Raw genomic sequence first — 24,886 nt, 5'->3', positions numbered from 1 at the left:
GCGACAACACCCGGGGCGCACGTCTCCGTGCCCGTACCCACGCTCCTTAGCGCGCCGGCCGGGCCGCCGCGAGCTCCGCGATCTGACGTACCGCCGATTCCACGGCGAAGTTGATGTCCGCGCTGTGCCCCTTGACCCCGGCATCGAGCGTGGCAACGATCTGCACTCCCCTGGCCACCATGGCAGGGTTCCATGCCCGCGCGGTACGTGCTGTTTTCTCCAGCTTCCACGGGGGCATGCCAAGCGCTGCGGCGTCGCGCCGGGGGTCAACGCGATTGCCTGCCACTTTGGCAATGTCCGCCATGGAACCGCTCAGGGCGCTGGCGAGCAGCACCGGTGGCGTGCCGAGCTGCAGGGCCCGCCGCGCAAGAGCCACGGCGGCGGTGACCCTGCCGTTGGTGGCCTCGTCTGCCACGTCGAACCCGGAAACCTCCGCCTTGCCGGAGTAGTACTTCTTGGCCGCGATGAGATCCACGTTGCCGTCTGTGTCAGCGACCAACTGGCTCACCGCACTGGCGAGCTCCCGCAGATCGCTGCCGACGGCGTCGAGAAGAAATTGGGTGACATGCGGGTCAACGCGGACCTTGTAGCGGCGAAACTCCTGGTCCACGAAGTTTTGCCGCTCCCGTCCTTTGAGCTCTGCGGCTTCGTGCACCACGGCTCCGAGCTTGGGCCAGCTCTGCACGAGCTTCTTGTTCCGCCCCTTGCCGGTGTGGATGAGGATGAGCACTACCCCGTCGGCCGGATCGGTGATGGCCTGTTCGATGAGAGTGATGGTCTCCTTGCCCGCATCTTCCACGCCGGAGATGACGATGATGCGGTCCTCGGCAAAGAGGCTGGGGCTGAGCAGCTCCGCGAGCTCCGGGGCGGACAATTCCGAGGCCTTGTGCATCTCCACGGGTAGGTCCTCGTTGCCGCTGGCCCGGCGCGCTTGCTGGACGATGGCGCTGCGGCGCCGTTCGGCGAGGAAGTCGTCTCCGCCGACGATCAGATTGACCGGGGCGGGATGCTGCGGGGAGTTCATGGTGTCTATCGTGCCAGATCGATTCCAGTGATGGATATGTGGTCGGCGCAGGGATACACCACGGGTTGGCCGGTGGGCAGGTAGCTCGGTCTATCGTGGGGTTTCCCGCACGCGGTGACCACCACAACCTCCGGCGGTGAGGCTGAGGTACCTGCGGCCAGAGCAGCCGCATCGTCGGGGACCACCGCCACGGCTTGGCCGGATAGATCCAGGCTAGATGGTGGCACCCGGGTCGGTGATTCGGTCGACGTCAGGCTCACCGCACCGCACCGGATAGCCACCGCCAGAGCCGCCACGGCTACGGCGGCGGGCCAGCGCCACCAGCGCCAATAGCGCCGCCACACGATGCAACCAATACCGCCGCAGATCCCCACCAAGGCAGCGATCGCCCACACCGTACCGCCTGAGGTGTGGATCCGAGGCGCGTCGGCAAGGTGGCCGGCGACGGTGGTCACCCACCACGCGCCGGGCCACGCAGGAAAGAGTGCGACTTCGGCAATCCAGGTCGGCCCTCCGAGGGCGACCACGCCGGCGCAGATCGGTGCTGCCAGCAGACCCGCCACAGTCACGAGGGGCACCACCCACGCGACGGCGAAGTTGGCCGGAACCGCGACCAGCGATACCTCGCCGCTCATGTGCACGATGATGGGGATGGTCGCTAGGTCCGCCGCGACGGTGACGCACACCAAGCGCACCAGCATCGCCTCGGCCTCGGTGGGCGCCCGATCCCAATGCCTACCCAACCACCCCGCGTAGCGCCGCAGAATCACCCGCGCCCACCACGGGCTCACCACCACAATTCCGGCGGTCGCGGCCACGGAGAGCGCGAATGCGTAGCCGGTGACCACACCGGGAGCCGCCACGCACAGCACAATGGTGGCCACGCTGAGTGCTGCGAGGATATCCGACCACTTCGACGTCACAACGGCCACCAACCCCACGGATCCCATGATCGCTGCACGAAGCACGCTGGGTTCTGGGCCGACTACGAGGACGAATCCGAGCAGCGCCAGCGCCGCCGCGACAAAGCGTGCCCGTTTTCTGAGTCCCAGGGCGGCGCAAGCGACAACGACCGTGCCCGTGACGACCGCAACGTTGGAACCGCTGACGGCCGTGAGGTGGCTAAGCCCGGTGGCAATGAACTCCTGCCGACTGGCGATGGGTTGCATGGAGGTATCCCCCACCACCATGCCGGGGATGATGGTCCCACCATCTGCGGGCAGCCCATCCGCTGCCACGGCCAAGCCCCGGCGGATCGCCGCGGTGAGGGCAAGCAACCCGGTGGGTTCGGATACCTCTACCCCACCGCCGGCGCCTCCTGGGATCGGGTCGCGGGCCGTGAGGGTGATGGGGACAAGCCCGGCGCGGTCGGAGGCATCGACCGTGGCGGTGATCGACAGCCGGGTACCGGGTTGCCAGGCCAGGATCTGCTCGCGGGGGTCGGCGCCGCTGGTCACGCCCGCCGGATGACCGGGAGCAGGGTGGCCGCGGAGCTGGGTGGGAGGGATAAACAACGGCACGTCGCCGAGACCATCGACATCGACAGGAACGTGAACGCCACCGTTGCGGGTTGGCCGGGGTGAACCGGAGATCGTGAGGTCAAGCCGGGATGTGGTGGAGGATGTGGGCGGCGTGGGCAACCTATGCGTGCCAGGCCTGTTGGGTGCTGCTTTGACGCCGCGGACCAATGGGTTGCGGTCGATACGCCACACGCGGACGTACGCCGCAACCGCTGCGACCGCCGAGCACACCACCGTGGCTGCAGCAGTGTAGGCCCCCGCGGCTATGGCTCGAACAATCGTTGTCCTGCGGTTAGGCAGTATGGCGGCGCAACCAGCGGCGATACCAACTGCCGCAAAGCACACCGCCGGAACGATGGCGATGGCCCACCAGTGGCGAAGCGCCACGACACTGGCCACGCCACACCACATCGCCCCAGCAATGGGAACGAGGCGCACGTCCCAGCCGCGGGCTGCGCGGATCGCCTCCGGCGAATGTGGATCCCGGTGCGCCAGCGTTCGCTGGTCTGGGCGACGCTCACTTACCGAGGGTCGCCGGTCGGGTGCGAGCACGCTCCGGGGCTTAGAGGGTGATGGCATCTTTGATCGCCTCGAACTTGGCCGGTCCTATGCCCTTGACTTCCATGAGCTGTTCTACCGAGGTGAAGGGTCCGTGGCTGTCTCGGTGGGCCACGATGGCCTGCGCCGTGGCAGGTCCCACGCCCGGCAAGGATTCGAGCAAGCGGGCATCAGCCGTGTTAATGCTCACGCCGCCTGCGCCCGGTCCTCCCATGCCGTGCGCCGGTGGTGAGCCAGATGCGCCAGGTGTGCCGTTCCCACCGGGATGTGCCTGGCCCGCCGCGCCGGGGTAGCGCACCTCCGAGCCGGAATCGGTGACGGTGATCTGCATGCCATCCGTGACACGCTCGGCCAGGTTGATGTTGTGCAGTCGCGCCTGTGGATGTGGGCCGCCCGCGAGGTCGATCGCCTCCCCCACCCTCTGATCCGCCGACGCGCGGAGAAGACCCGGCCGGGAAACCATGCCCTGCACGCTGACAACCACCTCGGTGGGAGAGCCATCGGGTGCTTGACCCGATGGTGTGGGCTGAGCGGACGTGTCCGTTCCACGAGTCGCCGCGGTAGGTGAGGGCGGCAATCCACCACCTGCGTAAGGATCTACAGGTGAGCCACTGGTTGAACCGGCGCCTGGATCGGTAGCAGGATCAGTGTCAAAGGGCAGAACCGTGAGCACAATGACCAGCGCTCCCACGGCAGCGACAACCGCCGCGATCGCAATGGCAGTGCGCTTAGACAGGACCGCGCGGGTGTCGAGGTCAAGGTTGCTGACCTCATGCTCGGCCATTGGCTCAGCCAAGGCTTCAACGCGTTGGCGCACGCGCGCAGCCGTGGACGCGGCAGAAGCGGGTAGATGAGGTCGCATGGCATGGAGTGAACCACGCTTCTCCTCCGGTGAGCCGTGAACGCTGGTGCGTCAGCGGGGGTCGCTGTGGATAACTGCCTGGCTGTGGATAACCCGCGTAAACCGCTGAGTTACCCCAGCGCCAGGGCTACTCCCACGGCACCAGGACCTGCGTGCACGGCGAGCTCTGGGCTGAGCTCGACCATGATGAACTCCACCTCGGGGAACTCAGAGAAGGTCACCGGAATATCGGCTTTGTTCTTGGCCTTTGCCGGGATGACCTTGCCCTCTTTTCGGGGTGCCTCGAGTGAGGCCTCCATGCGGGACATCAGCTCGCCCGCGACCTCTAGCGCATCACTGTGGTGCACCGCAATGCGAACCGTGCGCGGCGTGGTCGAGTGGCATTCCTCCGGAGACTTTAGCGGGCGAACGAAGGACGGCGAGTCGTTCTCGCCCGCACCGCCGTCAGCAGGGGCATTGGCTTTAGCACCTGCCGTCGTGTTCTCTCCAACACCCTCGCCAGCATCTGAACCAGCACCCGCGGTCAACCGCGTCGCGGCGTTTGAGGCAGAAGAGCGCGTAGCGGCGTCGGCGTGCGAAGAGTTCTTCTCGGCGAATGCCCGCTCGGCCTCGGCCACTACGGCCGAGTGCACAATGTCCACGAGCTTGTCCATCGCCTTGGCCTGCGTGCGCGTCTTGGCGGCGAGGATCAGCTTGCCCTCAGCCAATTGGAAGATCGGCTTGATGGCCAAGGCCGTAGTCAGCAGCGATTGACCAGCGCTAATCCGCCCGCCCTTGCGCAGCGCGTCGAGCCGGTGCACGTAGAGCCACAGCGACGATTGCGCGATTGCTTCCTGCGCGCGCTCGGTGACCTCCTGCAGGCTGCCGCCTGCCTGGGCCACCTCGGCCGCGCGCAGAGCGGCGAATCCGAGCACCATGCCGATGTTGTTGGTGTCGACCACCGTGACCAACCCGTCGAATACACCCGCAGCGGACACCGCGTTAGACCACGTCGCGGACAGTTCCTTGGACAGGTGAATTGCCACCACGCCATCATCGCCGCCGCGCTCCAACAGGCGCGCGTAGGCCGCAGCGAGCTCCAGCGAGCTCAGACCGGCAGTGGTCTTCTCCCCGTCCTCCTCGAAGGCGTGCAGCTTCAGCACAGTCACGCCGGCCTTGTCGGCGACGTCCTGGGGCAGGCAGCTGGAGGAATCGGTCACAACATGAACGGTCATTCCGGGGTGTCCTCCCCGCCCTCGTCCGGGCTGGCGGCCTGGGTGGGTGCCGCGGCGTTGACGCCCACATTCCACCCCTCCAAATGCCATTTCGGGTTCTTCCACCAGTCCTTGGCGGTGTTGGGAACCAGCGGGACGGTGGTGCCATCAATGGCAGGCTCACTGCACACCCCGTCGCCGCTGACGAAGCGGGGGCGGGCGAGCAGCTGCGACCAGCACACATTGCCCAGGCCGCTAAAGACGAGATAGTGGCTGTGGGGGACGTCGAGCAGCCGGGCGGTCAACGCGCCGATGGTGCCGCCGTGGGCGACCATGACCACGTCGCCGTCATCGAAAGCCTCGGTGCACATGGTCTCCATCACGAGCTCATGGGCGCGCTCGGCGACCTGCAGGCGCGTCTCGCCACCTGGTGGTGCCCACGTGGGGTCGAAGCGCCAGTAGGCACGCTGGCCGGGATAATCCTTATCAACCTCCGTGTGGGAGGCGCCCTGCCACAACCCGAGGTCCGTTTCGCGCAGCCGGGGATCTTCGGTGACGTCGCAGCCCCAGGCATCGGCCAGGATGCGCGCGGTATCGCGGGCGCGGATGAGGTCACTGGACCAGACGTGGGAGACCTTGCGCTCGCGCAGCACCTGGGCGGCCTCCATCGCCTGGGCGCGGCCCACGTCGGAGAGCTCGGTATCCAACTGGCCCTGCATGCGGCCAGTCGCGTTGTAGTCGGTCTGTCCGTGCCGGACCAGGATCAAACGGCGTTCGCCCATCGCGGATTACATCTCGTCCGAGTCTGGGGTGGGGCCAGCCAGCGGGAGATCATCGATGCTGGTGGCATCCAGCACGTCCACGTCATCGGCATCCCAGTTGCTGCCACGGTCGATCTGCTTCACGCCATCCACGGGGATCTGCGGCGCGTCGCGCCACAGACGGTCGAGTGCGTAGAACTCGCGCTCCTCGCGGCGCTGCACGTGCACCACCACGGTGCCGTAGTCCAGCAGCACCCAGTGGCCCTCGCCGCGGCCTTCGCGGCGGGTGGGCTTCACACCCTCGTCGGTGAGCTGATCCTCGACCTCTTCCACGATGGAGTTCACCATGCGCTCATTATCGCCGGTGACCACCACGAACACGTCGGTGATGGCTAGGCGATCGGACACGTCAATGACGAGGATGTCCTCGCCCAGTTTGTCGGACGCCGCGCGCGCGGCAACGCTCGCGAGTGCAATGGAATCTGCAGTGGCAGTCAAATGGTCAGCCTTTCACATGCTGAAGGGGTGGGTGAATCTTGGGTTTTGGTCGCTCCTGGCTCGCTGGTGCGCAATCTCGGGCGATCTCCCTGATAGCGCAGTCAGCACGAAATGTGCTGAAGGTCCAGAAGGCACAGAAGGCACAGCGAAACTCAGGAACACAACAGCTCTAGCCTACCGCAGCACTACCGCAGGTACATACCGTGTTTCGTGATGTATTGCACCACGCCCTCGGGCACGAGGTACCACACGGGCCGCCCCTCCTCCGCGCGGCGGCGGATATCCGTGGAACTGATCGCCATGGCCGGGATATCCACCAGAGACAACCGCCCGGCATCCACCTCTCGTTGCAGCGGCCCGAGGTCGGCCTCGCTGTCCCCGCCGGGTACGGGCAATTCGTACCCCGGCCGGGTCACTCCCACGAAGTGGGCCAAGTCGAACATGGATTCCCAGTCACGCCACGTGATGATCTTCTCCAGCGCATCCGCGCCCGTGATGAAGAACAGCTCGTCATCGGGGAATTGCTTGCGCATGTCGTGGAGCGTATCGACCGTGTACGTGTCCCCCTCGCGGTCGATATCTACTCGCGAGACCAGGAACCGCGGGTTGGATGCCGTGGCGATCACCGTCATCAGGTAGCGGTCCTCGGCTGCGGAAACCTTTTTGTCTTTCTTCTGCCACGGGTGGCCGGTAGGCACAAAGTACACGACGTCGAGGTCGAATATTTCAGCCACTTCGCTGCCCGCCACGAGGTGACCATTGTGAATGGGATCGAAGGTTCCACCCATAATCCCGATTCTCTTGGCTTTCACGTCACACATCCTTTGTCGCTGGCGGGCAATCATTTACAGTCAAATATAGGGAATCCTAACTCGCGGCGTTCCCCGTGGCTGGCACTGGCTGGCACCGACTGGCCCTAGTTGGAACTGGCTGGCACCGACTGGCCCTAGTTGGAACTAGCCGACACTGCATGACATTGTCTCACAGCAGCGCCCCGCCGAGATCACACGAGTAGGTTTCATCAGGTCTGCTACCGCAGTGGACACGAACGCGTAAGGACAAGAGGCATGGATGCACCCCAGACCACCTCCCGGGCGAAGACCACGGTGGCGTCACGACGAAAGCCGCCGACACGCCCCACACGCACCTCTCGTGCCGGCGGAGTCAACCCGTGGGTGCCGAATCAACACGGTGCGTGGGCCATGCTGGTAGTGCCGATCATCACCGGGTGGGTCGTGGCGATCACCAACGCCGCGGAGTTGGGGGCGCGCCAATGGGTCACGCTCGTGGCGCTGCCGGTGGCATGGTTCGTGGGCTATTTCTCGTTCTTCGCCGCCGGTCTGTGGTGGAAGGCTCGCAATCCACAGCGCAAGGCCAGCTACGCCAAGCCAATGGTGGTCTACGGCGCCATCGCGGCGCTGTGTGTGCTGATCGCGGTGGTGGCGCGCCCGTCGCTGCTGTGGTGGGCAGTGGCGTTTGTGCCGTTGATCGCGGTGGCGGTGTGGGAGGTTTATCGGAATCGTCCGCGCAGTGTGGCCTCCGGGGTGTCCGCCACGCTGGCCAGCGCGTTGATGCTGCCGGTGGTTGCCACGTCGGTGGATCTCACGCCCGCGTTCCACCCAGACATGGAGGCGCTGCGCGTGCATCCGGCGTGGCTGGGTATGTGGTGGGCCACGGTGGGCATGGTGCTGTATTTCGTGGGAACGATCTTCTACGTCAAGACCATGATTCGGGAGAAGAACAACCCGCAATTTTATCGGGTCTCGGTGGGCTATCACGCGGTGGCGCTTGTCGTGTCCGTGGTCGCGGTGTGGGCGTTGGTCTTTCTTGTTGGTTCGACGCCACCCCCAGGCACCCATTCCAGCATCCGGTTATGGGTCTCGGCGGCGGTGCTGATCCTCATGATGGCTGCGGCGTGTGCGCGGGCGGTAGTAATCCCCCGGCTGGCACACAAAAACCCACGCGCCTGGACGCCCAAGCGCGTGGGGATCTATGAAGTTCCGCTGTGCGTGCTGGCCGCAGCGGTGGCGTTGGTGGCCTAGGGCTGCGTTGGCCTAGGGGCGCACCTGGCCGTCACCGTTGATGACCCACTTGGTGGAGGTCAGCTCCGGCAGGCCCATGGGGCCGCGGGCGTGCAGCTTCTGGGTGGAGATGCCGATCTCCGCGCCGAAGCCGAACATCTCGCCATCGGTCCACGCGGTGGAGGTGTTGATGGAGACGGCTGCGGCATCCACGAAGGTCTCAAAGTAGGAGGTCGTGGAGTAGTCCTGGGCGGCGATGCCCTCGGTGTGGCTGGTGCCGTAGGTGTTGATGTGCTTCACGGCTCCTTCCACGCCATCGACGAGGCCCACCGTGATGTCGAGGCTCAAGTACTCGTCGGTCCAGTCAGACTCCTCGGCCTGGACAACGTTGTCGGCCAGTCCCTCGAGCTCGGAGGTGTTGCCGTGCAGCGTGACTCCAGCTTCCTGGATGGCCGAGAGCACGCGCTTCTTGTCCTCATCCGGCTGCGCCTTGTCCAGCAGGACAACCTCGGTGGCGTTGCACACGGAGGGTCGGCGAGTCTTGCCGTTGAGGACCAGCTCGATAGCCTGGTCGATCTTGGCGGACTTGTCCACGTAGAAGTGGCAGTTGCCGGTGCCCGTTTCGATGGTCGGCACGGTCGCACCGAGCACCACGGCGTTGATGAGGCCAGCACCACCGCGGGGGATCACGAGGTCAACGAGACCGCGGGCAGTGATGAGGTCCTGGACGGAATCGTGAGTATCGCAGGGCAGCAGCTGCACGAGCTCGCGGGGCAGGCCCTCCGACTCGGCGACATCCTGGAGGATGCGCACGAGGATCTCGTTGGTGTGGCGGGCGGACTTTGAACCACGCAGCAGGGGCACGTTGCCAGACTTCACGGCTAGGCCGAAGGCATCGACGGTCACGTTGGGCCGTGCCTCGTACACCATGCCCATCACGCCGAGGGGCACGCGCACCTGCTTCATCCGCAAGCCGTTGGGGCGGGTGCTACCGCGCACGATCTCGCCGACGGGATCAGACAGGCCGATCACCTGGCGCAGACCACCGGCGATGCCGTTGATGCGCTCTTCGTCGAGGCTCAGGCGGTCCAGGAGGGAGTCGGCGAAGCCGCGCTCCTTGCCTGCCTCGAGGTCTAGCTTGTTCTGTTCGATGATCGCTTCTGCGTTGAGAACAAGTGCGTCTGCTGCGGCGGCGAGCAGGTTGTTCTTCTGCTCCGTGGACAACAGGACAGTCTGGCTAACCTCCTTGGCCTTGCGGGCCTTGGCGAGAACCTCGTCTCGCTCGGCTTGGCGCTCTGGGGTTAGGTTGTCGTTCAGAGTGTCGTTAGTCTCAGTCGTCTCAGTCATGTCACCCCATGATACGGAACAGCGGGGAGACTTCGCAGCCCTGCTGTGGTGTATCTCGCTGATGGGGAGCCGTTGTGGCGAATTCGCGTAGGCGCTGGCGCAGGATCTTGCCCGGGATCTAGCCCAGGATCTAGCGCAGCGAAGCGCGGTTGGAGTAGTGCGACATGTAGTCCGCGTGGATGACAGGGCGGCGGGCGAAGTCCGGCAGCTCCTTGGTGGGCTGGCCGATCATGCCCTGGAGCATCGTGGAATCGTAGGCCACCTCGCCACGGCCCACCAGGGCGCCGTCGGAGTTGACGATGTCAACAATGTCGCCCTGGGAGAAGTCTCCCTCCACGTCCGTGATGCCCACGGCCAGCAAGGACTTATGGCCCTCAGTGACAGCGCGGACTGCTCCGTCGTCGAGATGAACACGACCGTGGGAATCAGCGGCGTAGAGCACCCAGAACTTCCAGGCACCCAGGCGATCGCGATCCGGCCAGAAACAGGTGCCGACCTGGGCAGTATCGAGCGCCGCACCAATGTTCTCCGTGGAGGTCAGCAGCACCGGCACGCCGGCGCGCGAGGCCAGACGAGCGGCAGAGACCTTGGCGGCCATGCCGCCGGTACCCAGACGGCCACCGTCGCCGGCGACCACGCCACGCAGGTCCTTGGCGGACTTCACTTCGGGGATGAAGTTGGCGTCGGGCTCAGCAGGGTTGCGGTCGTAGAGGCCGTCAACATCAGAGAGCAACACACACGCATCGGCGTAGGCTAGGTGGGATACCAGGGCCGCGAGGCGGTCGTTGTCGCCGAAGCGCATCTCCGATGTGGCCACCGTGTCGTTTTCGTTGACGATCGGCACCGCCTTGAGCTGGCGGAGACGGTCGATGGTGCGCTGGGCGTTGCGGGCGCGGTCGCGCTGCGCCGCATCGGAGGCGGTGAGAAGCACCTGGCCGATGGTGCGGCCATAGCGTGCGAAGCTACGGGCCCATTCCTGTGCGAGCAGCACCTGTCCCACGGAGGCGGCGGCCTGCTTGGTGGCCAGGTCGGTGGGGCGCTGGCTGAGCTCCAGCGGGCCCATGCCGCAGGCCACGGCACCGGAGGACACCACGATGACGTCCGTTCCGCGGGCCATGCGGGCCTCGAGGGCGTCGGCGATCATGTCAATGCGGGCTGGGTCAACCAATCCATCGTCGTTCGTCAGCGAGGACGATCCGATCTTTACCACCAGTCGGCGGGCGTGAGCCAGGTCACCGCGTACGTCGGAGCTGTGCCCCATCGCGGGGTCATCTGGATCCGCCTGTGGCTCGGGAAATTCCACGCTCGTGGCGGGTACCACTGGGCCCGGCTCGTGCACCGGCCGCGTGCCGTAATTCGGCACGGGCGGGTAGATCTCCGGGCTTATCTCAGCCGGTCCGGCATACACGAGGCCGGACTGTGCTGAATCGTAGGGCACGCCGTCTTTGTCGGAATTCGATGTGGACATGCCCACTAGTATGCCAGCGTGACCTCATCTGGGCAGCTATCACTGCATGTTAGTTGCAGTAATCACATCGCACGGTGAGTGTGGTCTATCCCTGCCAGCGCTCGGTGTCGGCCTCTTCCCCATCGCCGTAATCGAACTCATCGATCAGGCCGCGGCGAGCCTGGGAGGCGCGCTTACGCTGCTCTGGGGTGGCGCGGGTGTTCTGCTCCAGGCGGGCATCGGTGCCGCGGCCCGTTCGGGTCACGTCTACGCCAGCGGCGGTCTGCGGGTCCCATTCGAAGGTGATGTCTCCGATGGTGACTTCCGAACCAGCCTGGGCACCGGCCTTGTAGAGTTCCTCTTCCACACCGGCCTTGGCTAGGCGGTCGGCCAGGTAGCCCACGGCCTCGTCGTTTTCGAAGTCGGTCTGGCGGATCCACCGGTTGAGCTTGTCGCCGGTCACAATGAAGCCATCCGCGGACTCAGGATCGCGGGCGACCTCGAACTCGGCGAAGCGCCCACCGCGGTTGTTGCGCTTGCCCTTGGGTGTCACGGACTGCGGTGTGATGACCGTGGACGCGGTGGAGGTCGGCGGGTTGTCCTTGCGGTGCTTCTTGACGATGTCTGCTAGGGCGTACTTGAGCTCGTTGAGGCCCAAGTGCGCCACGGTGGAGATGCGGAAGATGGGCCAGCCGAACTCCTTGAGCTCTTCTTCCTGCAGGTCCGCCATGTCCTCGGCATCAGGCACGTCCATCTTGTTGAGGATGATCACGCGCGGGCGTTCCCGCAGATCACCCAAGCCGGAGTCGGTGGCCAGTTCGGTCTGGTAGTTCGCCAGCTCGTGTTCTAGCGCCTTGATATCCGCCACGGGGTTGCGGTCGGCCTCCATGTTGGCGGCATCGACGACGTGCGCGAGCACAGCGGTGCGCTCGATGTGGCGGAGGAAGTCTAGGCCCAGGCCCTTGCCTTCGCTGGCGCCGGGAATCAGCCCCGGCACATCGGCGATGGTAAAGACCTCGTGCCCCACGGTGACCACGCCCAGGTTGGGGACCAGGGTGGTAAACGGGTAGTCCGCGATCTTCGGCTTCGCCGCGGACAGCACGGACACGAGCGAGCTCTTGCCCGCCGAGGGGAAGCCGACCAGGCCCACGTCTGCCATGGACTTCAGTTCCAGGGTGATGTCCTTGGCCTCGCCCGGTTCGCCAAGCAGAGCAAAACCGGGAGCCTTGCGACTCTTGGAGGCCAGGGCCGCATTGCCCAGGCCACCGTGGCCACCCTCGGCCACGATCATCCGCGTGCCCTTACCCATGAGGTCGGCCAGCACGTTGCCCTTGTCGTCGAGCACCACGGTGCCCTCGGGCACTTCGAGCACAAGGTCCTCGCCACGGGCGCCGTGCCGGTGGTCACCAGCACCGTTGTTGCCGCGCTGAGCCTTGATGTGCGGGTGGAAGTGGAAGTCCAGCAGCGTATGGACTTGGGGGGAAACTTCCAGCACGATGTCGCCACCGTGTCCGCCGTTGCCGCCATCCGGTCCGCCCAAGGGAACGAACTTTTCTCGACGCACGGAGGAACAGCCATGTCCGCCGTCACCTGCTTGCAGGTGCAGCACCACGCGGTCCACGAATTGAGGCATCCGTTCGTCCTTTCTGGGTAGATCCGGTTGGGTCACCAACCAGGGTAGTTCACGCTGTTAAGCGCTCATGATGTCATGAGAAAACCCCGCGGGCACTAGCCTACAAACAGCCGGTGCTTCCGCGGGGTTAGTGGCAAAAGCCTAAAACAGATTCCTCTTAGGCCTCTACGGTCTCGTTGGTCTCGGTAGCGTTCTCAACGATGTTAACCATGCGACGCTTGCGCTTGGTAGAGAACTGCACAGCGCCAGCCTTGAGGGCGAACAGGGTATCGTCGCCGCCACGGCCGACGTTCTCGCCGGGGTGGAAAGAAGTGCCGCGCTGACGGATCAGGATCTCGCCGGCCTTGACCTGCTGGCCGCCGAAACGCTTCACACCGAGACGCTTGGACTCGGAGTCACGACCGTTGTTGGAGCTAGAAGCACCCTTCTTGTGTGCCATTAGTCTCTCCCTCCTTCAGGAAGATTTCTCGAAACTCTTCGAGGTGTCTCGGTAGTTTACTTGATACCGGTGACCTTCAGGACCGTGAGGGCCTGACGGTGGCCGAAGCGGCGCTTGTATCCGGTCTTGTTGCGGTAGTGCATGCCGCGGATCTTCGGTCCACGAACGTGCTCTACGATCTCAGCGTTCACGCTGGCGTTGGCCAGCTTGTCACCGGAGGTGACATCAGCGCCGTCGACGACGAGAACCGGGGTGAGAGCCACGGACGAACCTGGCTCACCCTCGATCTTCTCGACCTTGACGAGGTCACCTTCGGCAACCTTGTACTGCTTGCCGCCGGTCTTGACGATCGCGTACATGTAGGGCTACCCCTTTATTTCTCATATCGGCTCAGGCAGCTCCCGACCTACCGTGTACGCGAAGGGCGTGAGCATCCTGACTGGACTTACTTGTTTGCTTTCACTGCGTCCAACTCGCATCTAGCTCCGGAACCCGGTTTCCAGCTTCGGTGTGAAGCTGTCGCGGGCCTGGGCGATGAGCACCGATGCGGTGCCGTGACCTGCGCATGTTAAGCCAAGTCACCAGCGAATTGAACAGCGACTGCTCAAGACTACCCGCTGGCCTGGCGTAACTCCAAATCCCATGGACGTGAGTTACCGCCAGGCCCGGCTCCTACCGGTCGTGGCGCGAACGCACCACTCGCCGACCCCGGCTGCGGGAGCCACCGCGGCCATTCCGGTTGCTGCGGTTGTCCTGGCTGTCGCGGTTACCGCGGTTGTCACGGCTCCCCTGCTTGGCGCCGGAAGCCTGCGCAGCCTTGTTTCCCCGCTGCCGTTGCGGAGCCTGGTCGCCCTGGTCCTGCGGCGGCACGTCCGAGCGAGAATTGCCGCGCGTCGCGCGCTTGCGGCGCGGCGAGTTCTCGAACTCCTCGCGGGATTGCTGCGACCCCTTCACCGCTGCGCGCTGGGCGCTTCCGGCGGAACGCTGGCCCGTCGTGCGCTGTGACGTCGTGGCCGTTGTGGCCGTCGTCCGCTTACGCACCACACGCCGCACGCGCCGCTTGCGGGCTGCGGAGGACTCGTTGGAGGTCTGGGCATCAGCCTGACGCTCCTGCCGCTTCTCCTGCTTCGGCTCGGCCTTCTTCTCTGCCTTCTCTGTCTTCTTGCGGTCATCACCCTTTGCGTCGACGCCGCTACGAACGACCCGATTCACCACTCGACGGCGCCGGCGCGTTCCCCGCTGCTCGTGAGACGGGGACTCAGCGGCCTCATCGGCCACATAATCGGAGCCCGACGGCTCATCGGGATCTTCCTTCGCCGCGGTACGCAGCGCATCAGAAGCGATCTTGGCGACATCGGTGTGCTGATCGTTGTGGCGTCGAGACGAAGAACGACGACGGGACTGACCCTGCGAGTTATCGCGCGAATCCTCCGACTTCTCCGACGACTTCTCCGAACCGTGAGACTCGTCGGAGCCGTGAGAGCCATGCGAACCGGACGTGCGACGGCTGGCATCCTGAGCATCGCGCTGGCGGCGAGCCTGCTGACGCTCCTTGCGGTGACCATGATCGCGGCGGGGCTCCGACTCATCCGTGTGCTCCACAGGATCGGCATGGATGATCACACCACGGCCATCGCAGGCCTCACAGGTGGTAGCGAAGGTTTCCAGCAGGCCGGTGCCCAGGCGCTTGCGAGTCATCTGCACCAGGCCCAGCGACGTGACCTCGCTGACCTTGTGACGGGTGCGGTCCCGGCCCAGGTACTCCGTGAGGCGGCGCAGCACCAGATCCTGGTTCTCCTCCAGAACCATGTCGATGAAGTCCACCACGATCATGCCGCCGAGATCGCGCAGGCGCATCTGTCGGACGATCTCCTCGGCGGCCTCGAGGTTGTTCTGGGTAACGGTCTCCTCGAGGTTGCCGCCGGAACCAATGAAGGAACCAGTGTTGACGTCGATGACCGTCATGGCCTCAGTACGATCAATGATGAGGTAACCGCCCGACGGCAGCCACACCTTGCGGGACAGCGCCTTGGCCAGCTGCTCGTCAAGCCCCTTAGCGGCGAAGACGTCCTCGTCATCGTGCTGACGCGGATCCCACTTGACCACGCGATCCTTCAGCTCCGGAGCCATGCGGCCGACGTAATCGCGGACGATCTTCCACGACTTCGCGCCCTCCACGACGAGCTCGGAGAAGTCTTCGTTGAACAGGTCGCGGACGACCTTGACCAGCATGTTCGGCTCTTCGTAGAGCGTGATGGGCTTGCTGCCCTTGCGCTCGCGGGCCTGCTGCTCTTCCTTCTCGATGTGCTCCCACTGCTTGTGCAGGCGCTCGACGTCCGCAGCGATCTGCTCTTCCGACACGCTCTCGGCGGCGGTGCGGATGATGGCACCACCCTCGCCGGGGATGACGTCGGCGAGGATGTCCTTCAAGCGCTTGCGCTCGGGCTCGGGCAGCTTGCGGGAGATACCCGCCGTGGTGCCGCCCGGGAAGTACACCAGGTAACGACCGGCGAAGCTGATGCGGTTGGTCAGACGGGCGCCCTTGTGGCCCAGCGGGTCCTTGATGACCTGGACCATGATCTGGTCGCCAGCCTTGAGCGCGGACTCGATGCGGCGCGATTTCGTGTGCAGGTGTGGCGAGTGCCAGTTCATCTCACCGGCGTAGAGCACAGCATTGCGGCCCGTTCCAATGTCGATGAACGCAGCCTCCATGCTGGAGAGAACGTTCTGCACCCGACCCAGGTAGATGTTGCCCACGATGGACTGCTGCGTCTCGCTGGTAACGAAGTGCTCCACGAGCATGCCGTCTTCCACCACGCCCACCTGAGTGGTCAGGCCCTCGTGGTCGGAGCGGTGCGAATCGCGGACCACCATGGTGCGCTCCACGGACTCCCGGCGCGCCAAGAACTCGGAGCGGGTGATGGCCTTGAAATTCTTGTCGCGGTTCTCCGCACGCCAACGGCGCTGGGACTCCAAGCGGGTGGAGCCCTTGAGGCGCACGGGCTCGTCGGCGACGTCCGCATCCTCGCGCTCGGCGGGGTGGAGCTGCTCGGGCTTGGGCTTCTTCTCGGCGGGCTTGCGCTCGGAGGTGTTCTGGGCGCCGTTCTGGTTCTTGCGGCCCTTGTGCTTGCGCTCGGTGGCCTCAGTGCGCTCAGTGGAATCCTCGGCCTGATCAGTCTTTGCTGGCTTCTCAGCCTTGTCAGAATTCGCGGCGTTCGCAGCCTTTTCGGAGTCGGAGTGCTTGGCGGCCGCTGGGGACGTCACGCGACGGACGACCCGGCGACGCACTCGCCGACGGCTCGAGGAGCTAGGCTTGTTGCCCTGTTCGCCGGCCGCTGCGCTCTCCGCTGCGGTGTTCTCTGCTGGGGTGTTCTCCGCTGGGGCATTGTCAGACCGTGTCTGCGCCGGGGCGTCCTGCTGGATGGCCAGCTCAACGTTGTCTTGCGACTGATCCGCGTTCTTGGACTCGCTATTGGACTCGCTCTTGGACTTCTGTGCCTTCGTCGACTTCTTCTCGCCCTGAGTTGACTTCGACGTCTTGGATCCCCGGGAACCCTTGGACCCCTTGGAACCCGTTGACTCCTTGGGAGCATTGGAAGCGTCCGAAGCATCGGCAGCCTGCGCCTTGTTCGCCGGAGCCTTCTTCTCGGATCCCTCCTGCGCAGACTCCTTCTCGGCAGCCTTCGCGCTGGACTTCTTAGCCTGCGCCTTCTTGGCCGGGGCCCTCTTCGCAGTGGTCTTCTTGGCCTGCGTCTTCTTGGCCGGAGCCTTCTTTGCAGCAGTCTTCTTCGCCGACGTCGACTCGCTCGCTGAACCGGAGGCGTTGCCGCCCGCAATGGCGTCGAGAAGACCCTCCACCTGCGAACGGGTCAACGTGGAAGCCGTTTTCTTCCCCGCAATTCCGTGATCCTCCAACACCCCCAGGAAGTCGCTGGCGCGCACACCCAATTGCTTCGCAATGGTGTGCACACGCACCTTCTCCCCCAACGTGCTTTTATCAAATTGTGCAGCTGCCGCTGCGGTTTCCGGGCTAATCGTCGCCACGAACTCTCCTTGAACAAAAAGTCTGTAAGTCTTCTTAAAGTCTGTGTTGTCGCCACGGCGCCGCCCGAACTGGGCATGGTCACGAACGTGGTCGCGGACCGCTCGCCTCATCATCGTTGTGGGCCACGCGCGATCCCCTCGAACTCCTATTGTGTCACACCTGCCCGACTACCCTATTAATACGCGCGTGAAACTGCGCGCGATCCTGTGTGCATTGCGGTCGCCGAACCCCGATCAGCCACACGCACAGCGCCGCAGTGGCAATGTTAGAGTTCTTCACCATGAAGCCCCTCGATTCCGACACCTTCGTGGATATCTACCGCCGCACCAAACCGCCGTGGATCGCGCAGGTCGCGGTGGCAGTGCTGATCGCCGCCGCAGTCGTGGTCACCGCATCGCCGATCAAGGGTGGTCTACCCACGCTGGTGCTCGCCGTGGCGTTTATCGCGGTAGGTGTGGTGTGGTGGTTTTTCCTGCGACGTCACGGCCAGCGGGGCAACGACTACGACCCTCTGAAGACGGATGACGAAGCCGCCCGCACCCCCTTCAGCTGGAAAGAGGAAGGCCGCTTTGTGTTCCTGCTGATCCTCTCCATGGCACCGCTGCAGTTCTCGTCCGTCATGGATAGCTGGAAATTTGCCTGGTCCGCCGGCGCATTGACCCTGGTCGTGGCCTTGTGGACCATGTTCCACGACACCTGGCGGCCCGTCCGCTATGTCAGCCCACTCGCCATCGCCAAGGCCCACCCGGAGATGTCACTGTCCGAGCCCGCCGAGTGGATGTGGGGTTATTTCTACGCATCGAAGCTGTGCCCTCGTGGTCGGCAGATTCGGTCCGACGCTCTCACGAACGCCCTCGCCAAGTGGTCCTGGGAGCCGCAGGCCGCCTTGGCCGCGGTGGATGAGTTGTGCCAACGCGGGGACATGGTGAAAATCAGGGAGCTGCGCTCCACTGCAGAAAACGCCACGCCTGTGTACTGGCTCACGCTCACCGAGGCCGGGCGCGATAGATTCCAGGCGCGCTTCCCTGTTGGAAACAATTCGGGCAAGAAAGAAACAAGCGCTTAACATTCGAGCAATTAGCTCTGAACATAATCCTCATAATCTCATGGTGTGCACGAAAAGCGGTGCACCTGAGTTATGAGGAGTTTCATTTATGCAAGGCGTAGATATCGCGTGGATATTAGCGGCATTTTCCATGGTGCTGTTAATGTTCCCGGGCTTGGCAATGTTATACGGCGGAATGCTCAACGGCCGTAGTGTGCTGAACATGATGATGATGGTGATGTCCTCCCTCGGCATCACAGCCATCGTGTACGTCATTGTTGGCCACGGCCTGGTGATGGGAAACTCCGTGGGATCGTGGGGCCTGATCGGCAACCCCTTCGAGTTCTCTTTCTACCAAGAGTTTCTGCACGACAACGGCAAGGGCGGCACCCTCTTCGCCGCGTTCTACATTCTCTTCGCGGCGATCAGCGTGGCCCTCGTGTCCTCGGGTGCTGCGGGACGCATGCGCTTCGACGCGTGGATCGTCTTCGCCCCGCTGTGGGTTCTGCTGGTGTATTGCCCGATCGCCCACTGGGTATTCGCTCCCAGTGACCCGGCCGCCGGTGTGGTGGGTGGATGGATGCGCAACACGCTCCACCTGCACGACTTCGCTGGCGGCACGGCAGTCCACATGAACGCGGGCGCCTCCGGCCTGGCCCTGGCCATGGTCTTGGGGCGGCGCGCCACCGTGGAACACCGTCCGCACAACCTGCCATTGATGCTGGTGGGAGCCGGTCTGATCTTCATGGGCTGGATGGGCTTCAACGGCGGCACCGCAGGTGGAGCGAACTTCCTGGCCGAGTACGTGGTGATGACGACCCTGCTCGCACTGTGCGGTGGCATCGTGGCCTACTACCTGCTGGAGCGCTTCCTGCGGAAGAATGCCACCCTCGCCGGTCTCGCAACGGGTTCCATCGCCGGCATGGTGGGCATCACTCCGGTGGCGGACGCGGTGAGCCCCATGGCCGCCATCGCCGTGGGCATGCTGGCCGCCAGCGCTGCCTACTGGGCCATCGATTTGAAGCGCAAGCACAAGGTGGATGACTCCTTGGACGTGTTCGCGGTCCACGGCATCTCCGGCATTGTCGGGGCCCTGTTCGTCGTGTTCTTCGGGGTGGCCTCCGCCCCGGCCAATCACGCGGGTGTGTTCTTCGGCGGATCGCCCGACCTGATCTGGCGCGAAATCGTCGCCATCGTCTGCACCCTGGCCTACTCCTTCATCGCCACCTACGCGCTGGCGTGGGTGATGAGCAAGTGCTTCACCTTGCGCCTCTCCGAGGAAGAGGAAAAGGCGGGCGTAGATAAGACCCTTCACCGCGAGGTTGCCTACGCAACGACTTAAAAGAATCACGCGTCAACGCAGCACTGTTTCTCAACCATTTCTCACCACATTCTTTTTCAGTACCGCATTCTTTTCACACCCCTAATGGTGTGTAACTCTCAATGTTTTCTTCTCCCGCAATACACCCCTTATTGCCGCGGGAGAATGACCGAAAGGAAAAATCATGTCTCGCAATCCTCGTTCCGTTGATTTCATCTACCTCTCCGAGCCGGAAATGATCGAAGCTGGTGTCACCGACATTGCGCGCTGCGTAGATGTCATGGAGGAAACGCTGATCCTCCTGGACGATGGCAACTACGTCATGGCAGGCCAGAATCGCAACTCCCACGGCGCCATGCTGGGCTTCCCCGCAGAGCCCGAATTCGCGGGGATGCCCAAGGACGGCCCGGACCGCCGCTTCATGGCCATGCCCGCCTTCCTCGGTGGTCGCTTCGGCACCACGGGCGTGAAGTGGTACGGCTCGAACGTGGAGAACAAGGACAAGGGCCTGCCCCGCTCGATCCACCTGTTCGTGCTCAACGACACCGATACCGGCGCACCGCTGGCCCTCATGAGCGCTAACCTGCTCAGTGCTTACCGCACCGGCGCGGTCCCGGCCGTGGGTGTGAAGCACCTGGCCAACCCCGATTCCACCACGCTCGCCGTCATTGGCCCCGGCGTGATGGCACGCACCAACACCGAGGCCATCATCTCCCAGCGCCCCGGCATCACCACGATCAACCTCGTGGGGCGCAGCCAGCGCGGTATCGACTCCTTCACGGCCTTCGCCGCCGAGAAGTTCCCCAACGTCACGGTCAACCCCTGCAGCAGCATCGAGCAGGCCTGCGCCGGCGCTGACATCGTGCTCGCAGCGGCCACGACCGATGCCGGCGGTGTGGAGAAGTTCCCTTACTTCAACAAGAAGTGGCTCAAGCCCGGCGCGTTGGTTCTGTTGCCCGCCGCGGCACGGTTCGATGATGACTTCCTCATCCACGATGCCCGTCTCATTCTCGACGCCCGCGGCCTCTACGACGCCTGGGCCGAGGAATATGGCCCGGAGGCCTACGTACAGCTCGGCATTCCCGGCACCTACTGGCACAGCCTCATGAGCCGCGGGGAGATCCACGAGGATCGCCTCGAGGTCATTGCCTCCGTGGCCAAGGGCAAGGCTCCCGGCTACGACCCGAACAAGGTCACCCTCTACTCCGTGGGTGGCATGCCCGTCGAGGATGTCTCCTGGGCCACGGAGATCTACGGCAACGCCCTGCGCAAGGGCCTGGGCACCAGTCTCAACCTCTGGCACGAACCCGCCATGGCCTAATCGGCTGTAGCCGGATGCAGCCGGATGCAGCCAACTACACGGACGAGACAGACAACCGAAGCAAGGAGACAACGCACAGTGACGTATTACGACTATGTTGTGGTCGGCTGCGGCACCATGGGATCCATGGCCCTGTGGCAGCTGACCGAAACGGCACCGGAAGGCAGCACGATCCTTGGCGTCGAACAATTCGGCCGAGTGCACACGAAGGGCTCTTACGCAGGAGAATCCCGCCTGTTCCGCCTCATCATGAAAGAAGGCGGCCAGTACGTGGATCTGGCTCGGCGCGCCCGGCAGTTGTGGCTGGAGCTCAATGAGAAGTCCGGCCGGGACGTGTTCATCCCCACCGGCGCGCTGAGCATCGGCACACCGGAGATCCCCGCCATGGACGTGCTCGATGACGTCATCGCGGAGCACGGGTTGGACAGCGAGAAGCTCGATTCCGAGCAGCTTGCAGAAAGGTTTCCGCAGTTCCACCAGCACGAGGGCGACCGCGGCATCCTCGACCCCATGGGCGGGGCGATCCGCCCCGAGGTAGCCGTGGCGATGGCGCAGAACCTGGCGCTGGATAACGGGGCCGAATTGTGGGACCACACCACGGTGCTGGCGATTGACAGGGCCAACAACGGCGACAGCGGCGACAGCGGCTTCGTCATCTCCACGGACAAAGGCACCGTCCGCGCCGGCACGGTCATTGCCACGGCGGGGTCTTGGTCCGCGCATCTGTGCCCGGAGCTGGCGGACTACGTTCGGGTGAAGGGCATCCCGCTGAACTGGTACATGCCCAACCACATCGACGAGTTCACCCCGGATTCCCTACCGGTGTTCATCAAGGATTTCATCGCCGACGATGGCCGCAAGGTGCACGTCTTCGGCGCCCCGAGCCTGGACGGTTGGAGTGTGAAGGTCTCGCCGCTGGAGCAGCCTTACCGCTACACCACCCCGGAGGCCGTTGCCCTCAACGACGACGATGTGGACGGCTACGTGGCCGACATGAGCGAGGCGGTCACCGGCATGATCCCCTCGACCGTGCGCACCTCCATGCACCACGACGGTTTCACGGCCACGGGCGCGCCGATCGTGGATGTGTCCCCCTCCACCGGTGCCATCGTGGCGGCGGGTATGAGCGGCCGTGGCATGAAGTTCGCCCCGATCTACGGTCGGCTGCTCGCCGAGATGGCCGTGGATGGCCACTCCGAGCTGCAGCTTCCCGAGTTCACCCTCGCCGAGCACGTGGATGTGGAGCGCGCTGATAGCATCGTGCGGCTCTAGCGCAGTTGGGCTTTTTGACTCCGACGCCACAAGCAGCACGAAGCGCCCGAGCTCACGCTCGGGCGCTTCGTGCTGTGCCCAGTGTTCAGGGAACTGATCTCGGCGTATCAGGCCGAGTGACCTGGAGTGTTTACAGGTTCGGGAACCAGATGGCGATCTCGCGCTCAGCGGACTCTGGGGAGTCGGAGCCGTGCACAACGTTTTCGCCCACGGTCAGGGCGAAGTCGCCGCGGATGGTGCCCGGGGTGGCCTTGGACACCGGGTCGGTGCCACCGGCCAGCTGGCGCCATGCCTCGATGGCGCGCTCGCCCTCAACGATGCCAGCGACCAGCGGAGCGGAGGTGATGAAGTCCACCAGCTCGCCGAAGAAGGGCTTGTCGGAGTGCTCAGCGTAGTGCTTCTCGGCGGTCTCGCGGTCTGCGGTGCGCAGATCCATCTCGACGAGCTTGAGGCCCTTGCGCTCGATGCGGGCGATGATCTCTCCCACGTGGCCGTTCTTCACACCGTCGGGCTTGATCAGAATCAGAGTACGTTCAGTCATGATTTGAGATTCTACAGGCCTAGACCGACTGACGCACAGTCTCCAACAGTGGGTACGCCATGTCGCCCGGGCAGCTGGTGTAGCTGGACACATCAGCCCAATCGCGGTGCCCACAGATCGCGGGCTTGGTGGTGCGCGCGCCGCCGAAGGTGTTGCTGTAGACCACCTGGCTGCGCGGGTCGAGGTTCAGCCCGTTACACAGGTGACGGATCACGGTAGTCAGCGCGTCCATGGCGGCTTGGGTGGGCCGGGAGCTCGAGAAGTCACCCATGAGGCAGATGCCGATGTTGCCATCGTTGGCGTCGTACACATGACCGCCAGTGACCACGTGGGGCTTCAACCCCACGCTGCCCGCCTGGAACACGGCCTGGCCGGGCAGGCCGGTGGTGCGGCCCTGGTAAACCGTACCGTTGGGGTCGATGAGCAGCTGGTAGCCGATGTCTCCCCAGCCCTGGGTCACGGCATGGTAGGAGTGAATGCCGCGCACCGCAGCGCTGTAATCGGTCAGACCGGAGGTGACGATGGCGGAGTGGTGAACCGTGATGAGCTGGGCCGGGGAAAACGACGGGCCCCATGTGGTCACGGACTCATCGCAGCCCCACTCGGCCCGGGATACTACTCGGAGACCATCGATGACGTTCGCGCCCGAGCCTGCACCGGGTGTGCCAGGAACCGAGGGAACCTGCGGATTGGCGAGCCCCACCCGGCGCAAGACATCCAGCAGGTTGGAGGAACCCTGGGCGCCCATCTGCGCCAATTCCTGCGCTCGAGCTGGGTCGAAAGGCAAGGCGTACGGGGTGAGTCCGCCATCGATAACGGCCTTTTCCTGCCCTGCCTGCGCCTGCAGGACATGCAGGCATGCGCGGGCATCGGGGACATCGGAGGACAGGGCCGCCGTTGTGGCGTCGGCGGGAACAGGGATCGGTTCGGAGAAGCGGCCCGGCGGCATGTGATCGGGCCCGTGCGACGAGGGTTCCGCGTGGACGTCGGTGGTGGTGCCGTCCGCGAGCGTGTAGCTGATGACGGCGCTGCCCTGGCCGCTTGGGAAGGCCAGGGACATGAAGCGTTCCCCGCCCGGCAGTTGGGCCGCAGTGTTGGGGACGATGCCGGTGGAGGTGATGAAATTCGCCACATCAGTGGAGCCGATGGGTGCGCCGGAGGACCCCATGGTGGCGGCGGAACGGCCGCCGAAGTTGGTGGCGTTGGCGAAAAGGAGGGACCCGCCGGCGGCAGCGCCGGCGACGGTGGCGGAGCGGAGGAATGTGCGGCGGGAAAACGTCATGATTGTGCATGCTAGTGCACAAATGGGGGTAATGGTTTACTGACGCGTCCACCACCCCCAGAACAGGGTATTCCCAGGTCAATGTTACGGATGTTACTCAAGATACTTGAGTGACGCTGGCGCGAAGTCGGAAAACGTTACCTTTATTCGCTCGCGGGGGTAGTGGCAGAACGCGGGTTTCCATCCGCGTCAAGGTGCTGGGAGGGCAGCAAACCGCGGCGCATGCGCTCCACCAAATTGCGGCGCAGGTGGTAGATGTACCACCACACCAAGGCAAAGAGGATGCCCATCGCGCCCATCGACGGGTGGACGATGAAACCGGCGATGGCGAACACCTGCAGCACGATGTTCAGCACCCCGGCCCACGGCTTCTTTTGGAGGAAGGCCGCGACGAGCATCGCCAGGCCCACCACCGTGACGTAGACGATGTTGAAGGTGGTGGCGTCTTCGCCATCATGGACGCGGGTGATCACCGTGAGCACCAGCAGAATGACGATCGACTCGAGCACCAAGGTCCCGGCCATCACGCCGCGTAGTCCCTTGAGCGGATCGTTCTCCGGATCGTGCCCGGGGCCGAGAGGTCCGACCTCGACGTCGTGTGCCTGTCGCTTGTTTCTAGCCACTGTGTTTGCCTCGTTGTTCCCTAGTTGTTGTTCCCTAGTGGTGTTTGTGCTCCCAGCGCTGGGGCCGCCTTGTGCGCCTTGCGCTGGGGGCTGCCTTGTGCGCCTTGCGCTGGGGGCTGCCTTGACGTTCCCC

Annotated in this window: 21 protein-coding genes; 5 read left to right on the top strand and 16 right to left on the bottom strand. The window is 64.4% G+C overall.

The annotated features are described in order from the left end of the window. Nucleotides 1-46 precede the first annotated feature (46 nt). The 7 genes from holA to nadD all read right to left on the bottom strand — a co-directional run bounded on the left by holA (nucleotide 47) and on the right by nadD (nucleotide 7,237). Nucleotides 47-1,024 carry a DNA polymerase III subunit delta gene (holA, locus tag LA343_RS05285; protein ID WP_025402307.1) on the bottom strand — a complete coding sequence of 326 codons (978 nt, stop codon included), beginning with the start codon at nucleotides 1,022-1,024 and terminating at the stop codon, nucleotides 47-49. Between the two features lie 5 nt (nucleotides 1,025-1,029). Further along, nucleotides 1,030-3,123 carry a ComEC/Rec2 family competence protein gene (locus LA343_RS05280; protein WP_081737281.1) on the bottom strand — a complete coding sequence of 698 codons (2,094 nt, stop codon included), beginning with the start codon at nucleotides 3,121-3,123 and terminating at the stop codon, nucleotides 1,030-1,032. Further along, nucleotides 3,107-3,964: a ComEA family DNA-binding protein gene (locus LA343_RS05275; RefSeq protein WP_039910881.1), complete on the bottom strand. Its 858-nt coding sequence runs from the start codon at nucleotides 3,962-3,964 to the stop codon at nucleotides 3,107-3,109. Before LA343_RS05275 ends, LA343_RS05280 begins: the two co-directional genes overlap by 17 nt. A 110-nt stretch (nucleotides 3,965-4,074) precedes the next feature. Beyond that, entirely contained in the window at nucleotides 4,075-5,178 is a 1,104-nt protein-coding gene (locus LA343_RS05270) for a DegV family protein (RefSeq protein WP_025402304.1), read from the bottom strand. Beyond that, on the bottom strand, nucleotides 5,175-5,939 hold the full coding sequence (locus LA343_RS05265) for a histidine phosphatase family protein (RefSeq protein WP_025402303.1): 765 nt from the start codon (nucleotides 5,937-5,939) through the stop codon (nucleotides 5,175-5,177). Before LA343_RS05265 ends, LA343_RS05270 begins: the two co-directional genes overlap by 4 nt. 6 nt (nucleotides 5,940-5,945) lie before the next feature. After that, entirely contained in the window at nucleotides 5,946-6,416 is a 471-nt protein-coding gene (rsfS, locus tag LA343_RS05260) for a ribosome silencing factor (RefSeq protein WP_025402302.1), read from the bottom strand. Between the two features lie 185 nt (nucleotides 6,417-6,601). Next, on the bottom strand, nucleotides 6,602-7,237 hold the full coding sequence (gene nadD, locus LA343_RS05255) for a nicotinate-nucleotide adenylyltransferase (protein ID WP_052337522.1): 636 nt from the start codon (nucleotides 7,235-7,237) through the stop codon (nucleotides 6,602-6,604). 246 nt (nucleotides 7,238-7,483) lie between these two features. Here nadD and LA343_RS05250 point away from each other — a divergent pair, with 246 nt between their 5' ends. Beyond that, a complete protein-coding gene (locus LA343_RS05250) occupies nucleotides 7,484-8,458 on the top strand; it encodes a YwiC-like family protein (protein WP_025402300.1) in 975 nt (324 codons plus the stop codon). A 12-nt stretch (nucleotides 8,459-8,470) separates the two neighbouring features. Here LA343_RS05250 and LA343_RS05245 read toward each other — a convergent pair whose 3' ends face one another. The 6 genes from LA343_RS05245 to LA343_RS05220 all read right to left on the bottom strand — a co-directional run bounded on the left by LA343_RS05245 (nucleotide 8,471) and on the right by LA343_RS05220 (nucleotide 17,347). Next, nucleotides 8,471-9,784, bottom strand: a complete 1,314-nt coding sequence (locus tag LA343_RS05245) for a glutamate-5-semialdehyde dehydrogenase (RefSeq protein ID WP_025402299.1) — start codon at nucleotides 9,782-9,784, stop codon at nucleotides 8,471-8,473. Between the two features lie 130 nt (nucleotides 9,785-9,914). Further along, nucleotides 9,915-11,252, bottom strand: coding sequence for a glutamate 5-kinase (proB, locus tag LA343_RS05240; RefSeq protein ID WP_025402298.1), 1,338 nt, complete (start codon nucleotides 11,250-11,252; stop codon nucleotides 9,915-9,917). Nucleotides 11,253-11,337: 85 nt separating this feature from the next. After that, nucleotides 11,338-12,864 carry a GTPase ObgE gene (gene obgE, locus LA343_RS05235; RefSeq protein WP_025402297.1) on the bottom strand — a complete coding sequence of 509 codons (1,527 nt, stop codon included), beginning with the start codon at nucleotides 12,862-12,864 and terminating at the stop codon, nucleotides 11,338-11,340. 157 nt (nucleotides 12,865-13,021) lie between these two features. After that, on the bottom strand, nucleotides 13,022-13,303 hold the full coding sequence (rpmA, locus tag LA343_RS05230; protein ID WP_025402296.1) for a 50S ribosomal protein L27: 282 nt from the start codon (nucleotides 13,301-13,303) through the stop codon (nucleotides 13,022-13,024). 56 nt (nucleotides 13,304-13,359) lie between these two features. After that, the gene (gene rplU / locus LA343_RS05225) at nucleotides 13,360-13,662 is read right to left on the bottom strand and encodes a 50S ribosomal protein L21 (protein WP_025402295.1); all 303 of its coding nucleotides are present in this window, start codon (nucleotides 13,660-13,662) and stop codon (nucleotides 13,360-13,362) included. A 313-nt stretch (nucleotides 13,663-13,975) separates the two neighbouring features. After that, complete coding sequence (locus LA343_RS05220) at nucleotides 13,976-17,347, bottom strand: Rne/Rng family ribonuclease (RefSeq protein WP_025402294.1); 3,372 nt, start codon at nucleotides 17,345-17,347, stop codon at nucleotides 13,976-13,978. A gap of 281 nt (nucleotides 17,348-17,628) precedes the next feature. Here LA343_RS05220 and LA343_RS05215 point away from each other — a divergent pair, with 281 nt between their 5' ends. From LA343_RS05215 to LA343_RS05200, 4 genes are all read left to right on the top strand, one after another. Further along, nucleotides 17,629-18,414, top strand: coding sequence for a hypothetical protein (locus tag LA343_RS05215; protein ID WP_025402293.1), 786 nt, complete (start codon nucleotides 17,629-17,631; stop codon nucleotides 18,412-18,414). An 88-nt stretch (nucleotides 18,415-18,502) separates the two neighbouring features. Beyond that, nucleotides 18,503-19,735 (top strand): ammonium transporter, encoded by a 1,233-nt coding sequence (locus LA343_RS05210; RefSeq protein WP_025402292.1) that lies wholly within the window; start codon nucleotides 18,503-18,505, stop codon nucleotides 19,733-19,735. A 163-nt stretch (nucleotides 19,736-19,898) separates the two neighbouring features. Continuing rightward, the gene (locus LA343_RS05205) at nucleotides 19,899-21,035 is read left to right on the top strand and encodes a tyramine oxidase subunit B (protein WP_025402291.1); all 1,137 of its coding nucleotides are present in this window, start codon (nucleotides 19,899-19,901) and stop codon (nucleotides 21,033-21,035) included. A 78-nt stretch (nucleotides 21,036-21,113) separates the two neighbouring features. Next, entirely contained in the window at nucleotides 21,114-22,307 is a 1,194-nt protein-coding gene (locus tag LA343_RS05200; RefSeq protein WP_025402290.1) for an FAD-dependent oxidoreductase, read from the top strand. A 130-nt stretch (nucleotides 22,308-22,437) separates the two neighbouring features. Here the strand turns inward: LA343_RS05200 and ndk are convergent, their stop codons facing one another. The 3 genes from ndk to LA343_RS05185 form a co-directional block, all read right to left on the bottom strand. Beyond that, a complete protein-coding gene (gene ndk, locus LA343_RS05195; RefSeq protein ID WP_025402289.1) occupies nucleotides 22,438-22,848 on the bottom strand; it encodes a nucleoside-diphosphate kinase in 411 nt (136 codons plus the stop codon). A gap of 19 nt (nucleotides 22,849-22,867) precedes the next feature. Further along, the gene (locus tag LA343_RS11725; protein ID WP_025402288.1) at nucleotides 22,868-24,130 is read right to left on the bottom strand and encodes a peptidoglycan recognition protein family protein; all 1,263 of its coding nucleotides are present in this window, start codon (nucleotides 24,128-24,130) and stop codon (nucleotides 22,868-22,870) included. A 143-nt stretch (nucleotides 24,131-24,273) separates the two neighbouring features. Next, entirely contained in the window at nucleotides 24,274-24,753 is a 480-nt protein-coding gene (locus tag LA343_RS05185) for a DUF4233 domain-containing protein (RefSeq protein WP_025402287.1), read from the bottom strand. Between the last annotated feature and the right edge of the window lie 133 nt (nucleotides 24,754-24,886).

Origin of the sequence: Corynebacterium falsenii (assembly GCF_020099275.1) — a bacterium.
GTDB classification, from domain to species: domain Bacteria; phylum Actinomycetota; class Actinomycetes; order Mycobacteriales; family Mycobacteriaceae; genus Corynebacterium; species Corynebacterium falsenii.
This window is presented reverse-complemented; position numbering and strand designations above follow the sequence as displayed.

Bases quoted from the DNA above. Each gene is read 5' to 3' on its own strand.
- LA343_RS11725 (WP_025402288.1), bottom strand. From the start codon at position 24,130: ATGACGTTTTCCCGCCGCACATTCCTCCGCTCCGCCACCGTCGCCGGC.
- proB (WP_025402298.1), bottom strand. From the start codon at position 11,252: ATGTCCACATCGAATTCCGACAAAGACGGCGTGCCCTACGATTCAGCA.
- obgE (WP_025402297.1), bottom strand. From the start codon at position 12,864: ATGCCTCAATTCGTGGACCGCGTGGTGCTGCACCTGCAAGCAGGTGAC.
- LA343_RS05275 (WP_039910881.1), bottom strand. From the start codon at position 3,964: ATGCGACCTCATCTACCCGCTTCTGCCGCGTCCACGGCTGCGCGCGTG.
- holA (WP_025402307.1), bottom strand. From the start codon at position 1,024: ATGAACTCCCCGCAGCATCCCGCCCCGGTCAATCTGATCGTCGGCGGA.
- rplU (WP_025402295.1), bottom strand. From the start codon at position 13,662: ATGTACGCGATCGTCAAGACCGGCGGCAAGCAGTACAAGGTTGCCGAA.
- LA343_RS05205 (WP_025402291.1), top strand. From the start codon at position 19,899: ATGTCTCGCAATCCTCGTTCCGTTGATTTCATCTACCTCTCCGAGCCG.
- rpmA (WP_025402296.1), bottom strand. From the start codon at position 13,303: ATGGCACACAAGAAGGGTGCTTCTAGCTCCAACAACGGTCGTGACTCC.
- nadD (WP_052337522.1), bottom strand. From the start codon at position 7,237: ATGTGTGACGTGAAAGCCAAGAGAATCGGGATTATGGGTGGAACCTTC.
- LA343_RS05210 (WP_025402292.1), top strand. From the start codon at position 18,503: ATGCAAGGCGTAGATATCGCGTGGATATTAGCGGCATTTTCCATGGTG.
- ndk (WP_025402289.1), bottom strand. From the start codon at position 22,848: ATGACTGAACGTACTCTGATTCTGATCAAGCCCGACGGTGTGAAGAAC.
- LA343_RS05265 (WP_025402303.1), bottom strand. From the start codon at position 5,939: ATGGGCGAACGCCGTTTGATCCTGGTCCGGCACGGACAGACCGACTAC.
- LA343_RS05250 (WP_025402300.1), top strand. From the start codon at position 7,484: ATGGATGCACCCCAGACCACCTCCCGGGCGAAGACCACGGTGGCGTCA.
- LA343_RS05270 (WP_025402304.1), bottom strand. From the start codon at position 5,178: ATGACCGTTCATGTTGTGACCGATTCCTCCAGCTGCCTGCCCCAGGAC.
- LA343_RS05280 (WP_081737281.1), bottom strand. From the start codon at position 3,123: ATGCCATCACCCTCTAAGCCCCGGAGCGTGCTCGCACCCGACCGGCGA.
- LA343_RS05245 (WP_025402299.1), bottom strand. From the start codon at position 9,784: ATGACTGAGACGACTGAGACTAACGACACTCTGAACGACAACCTAACC.
- LA343_RS05215 (WP_025402293.1), top strand. From the start codon at position 17,629: ATGAAGCCCCTCGATTCCGACACCTTCGTGGATATCTACCGCCGCACC.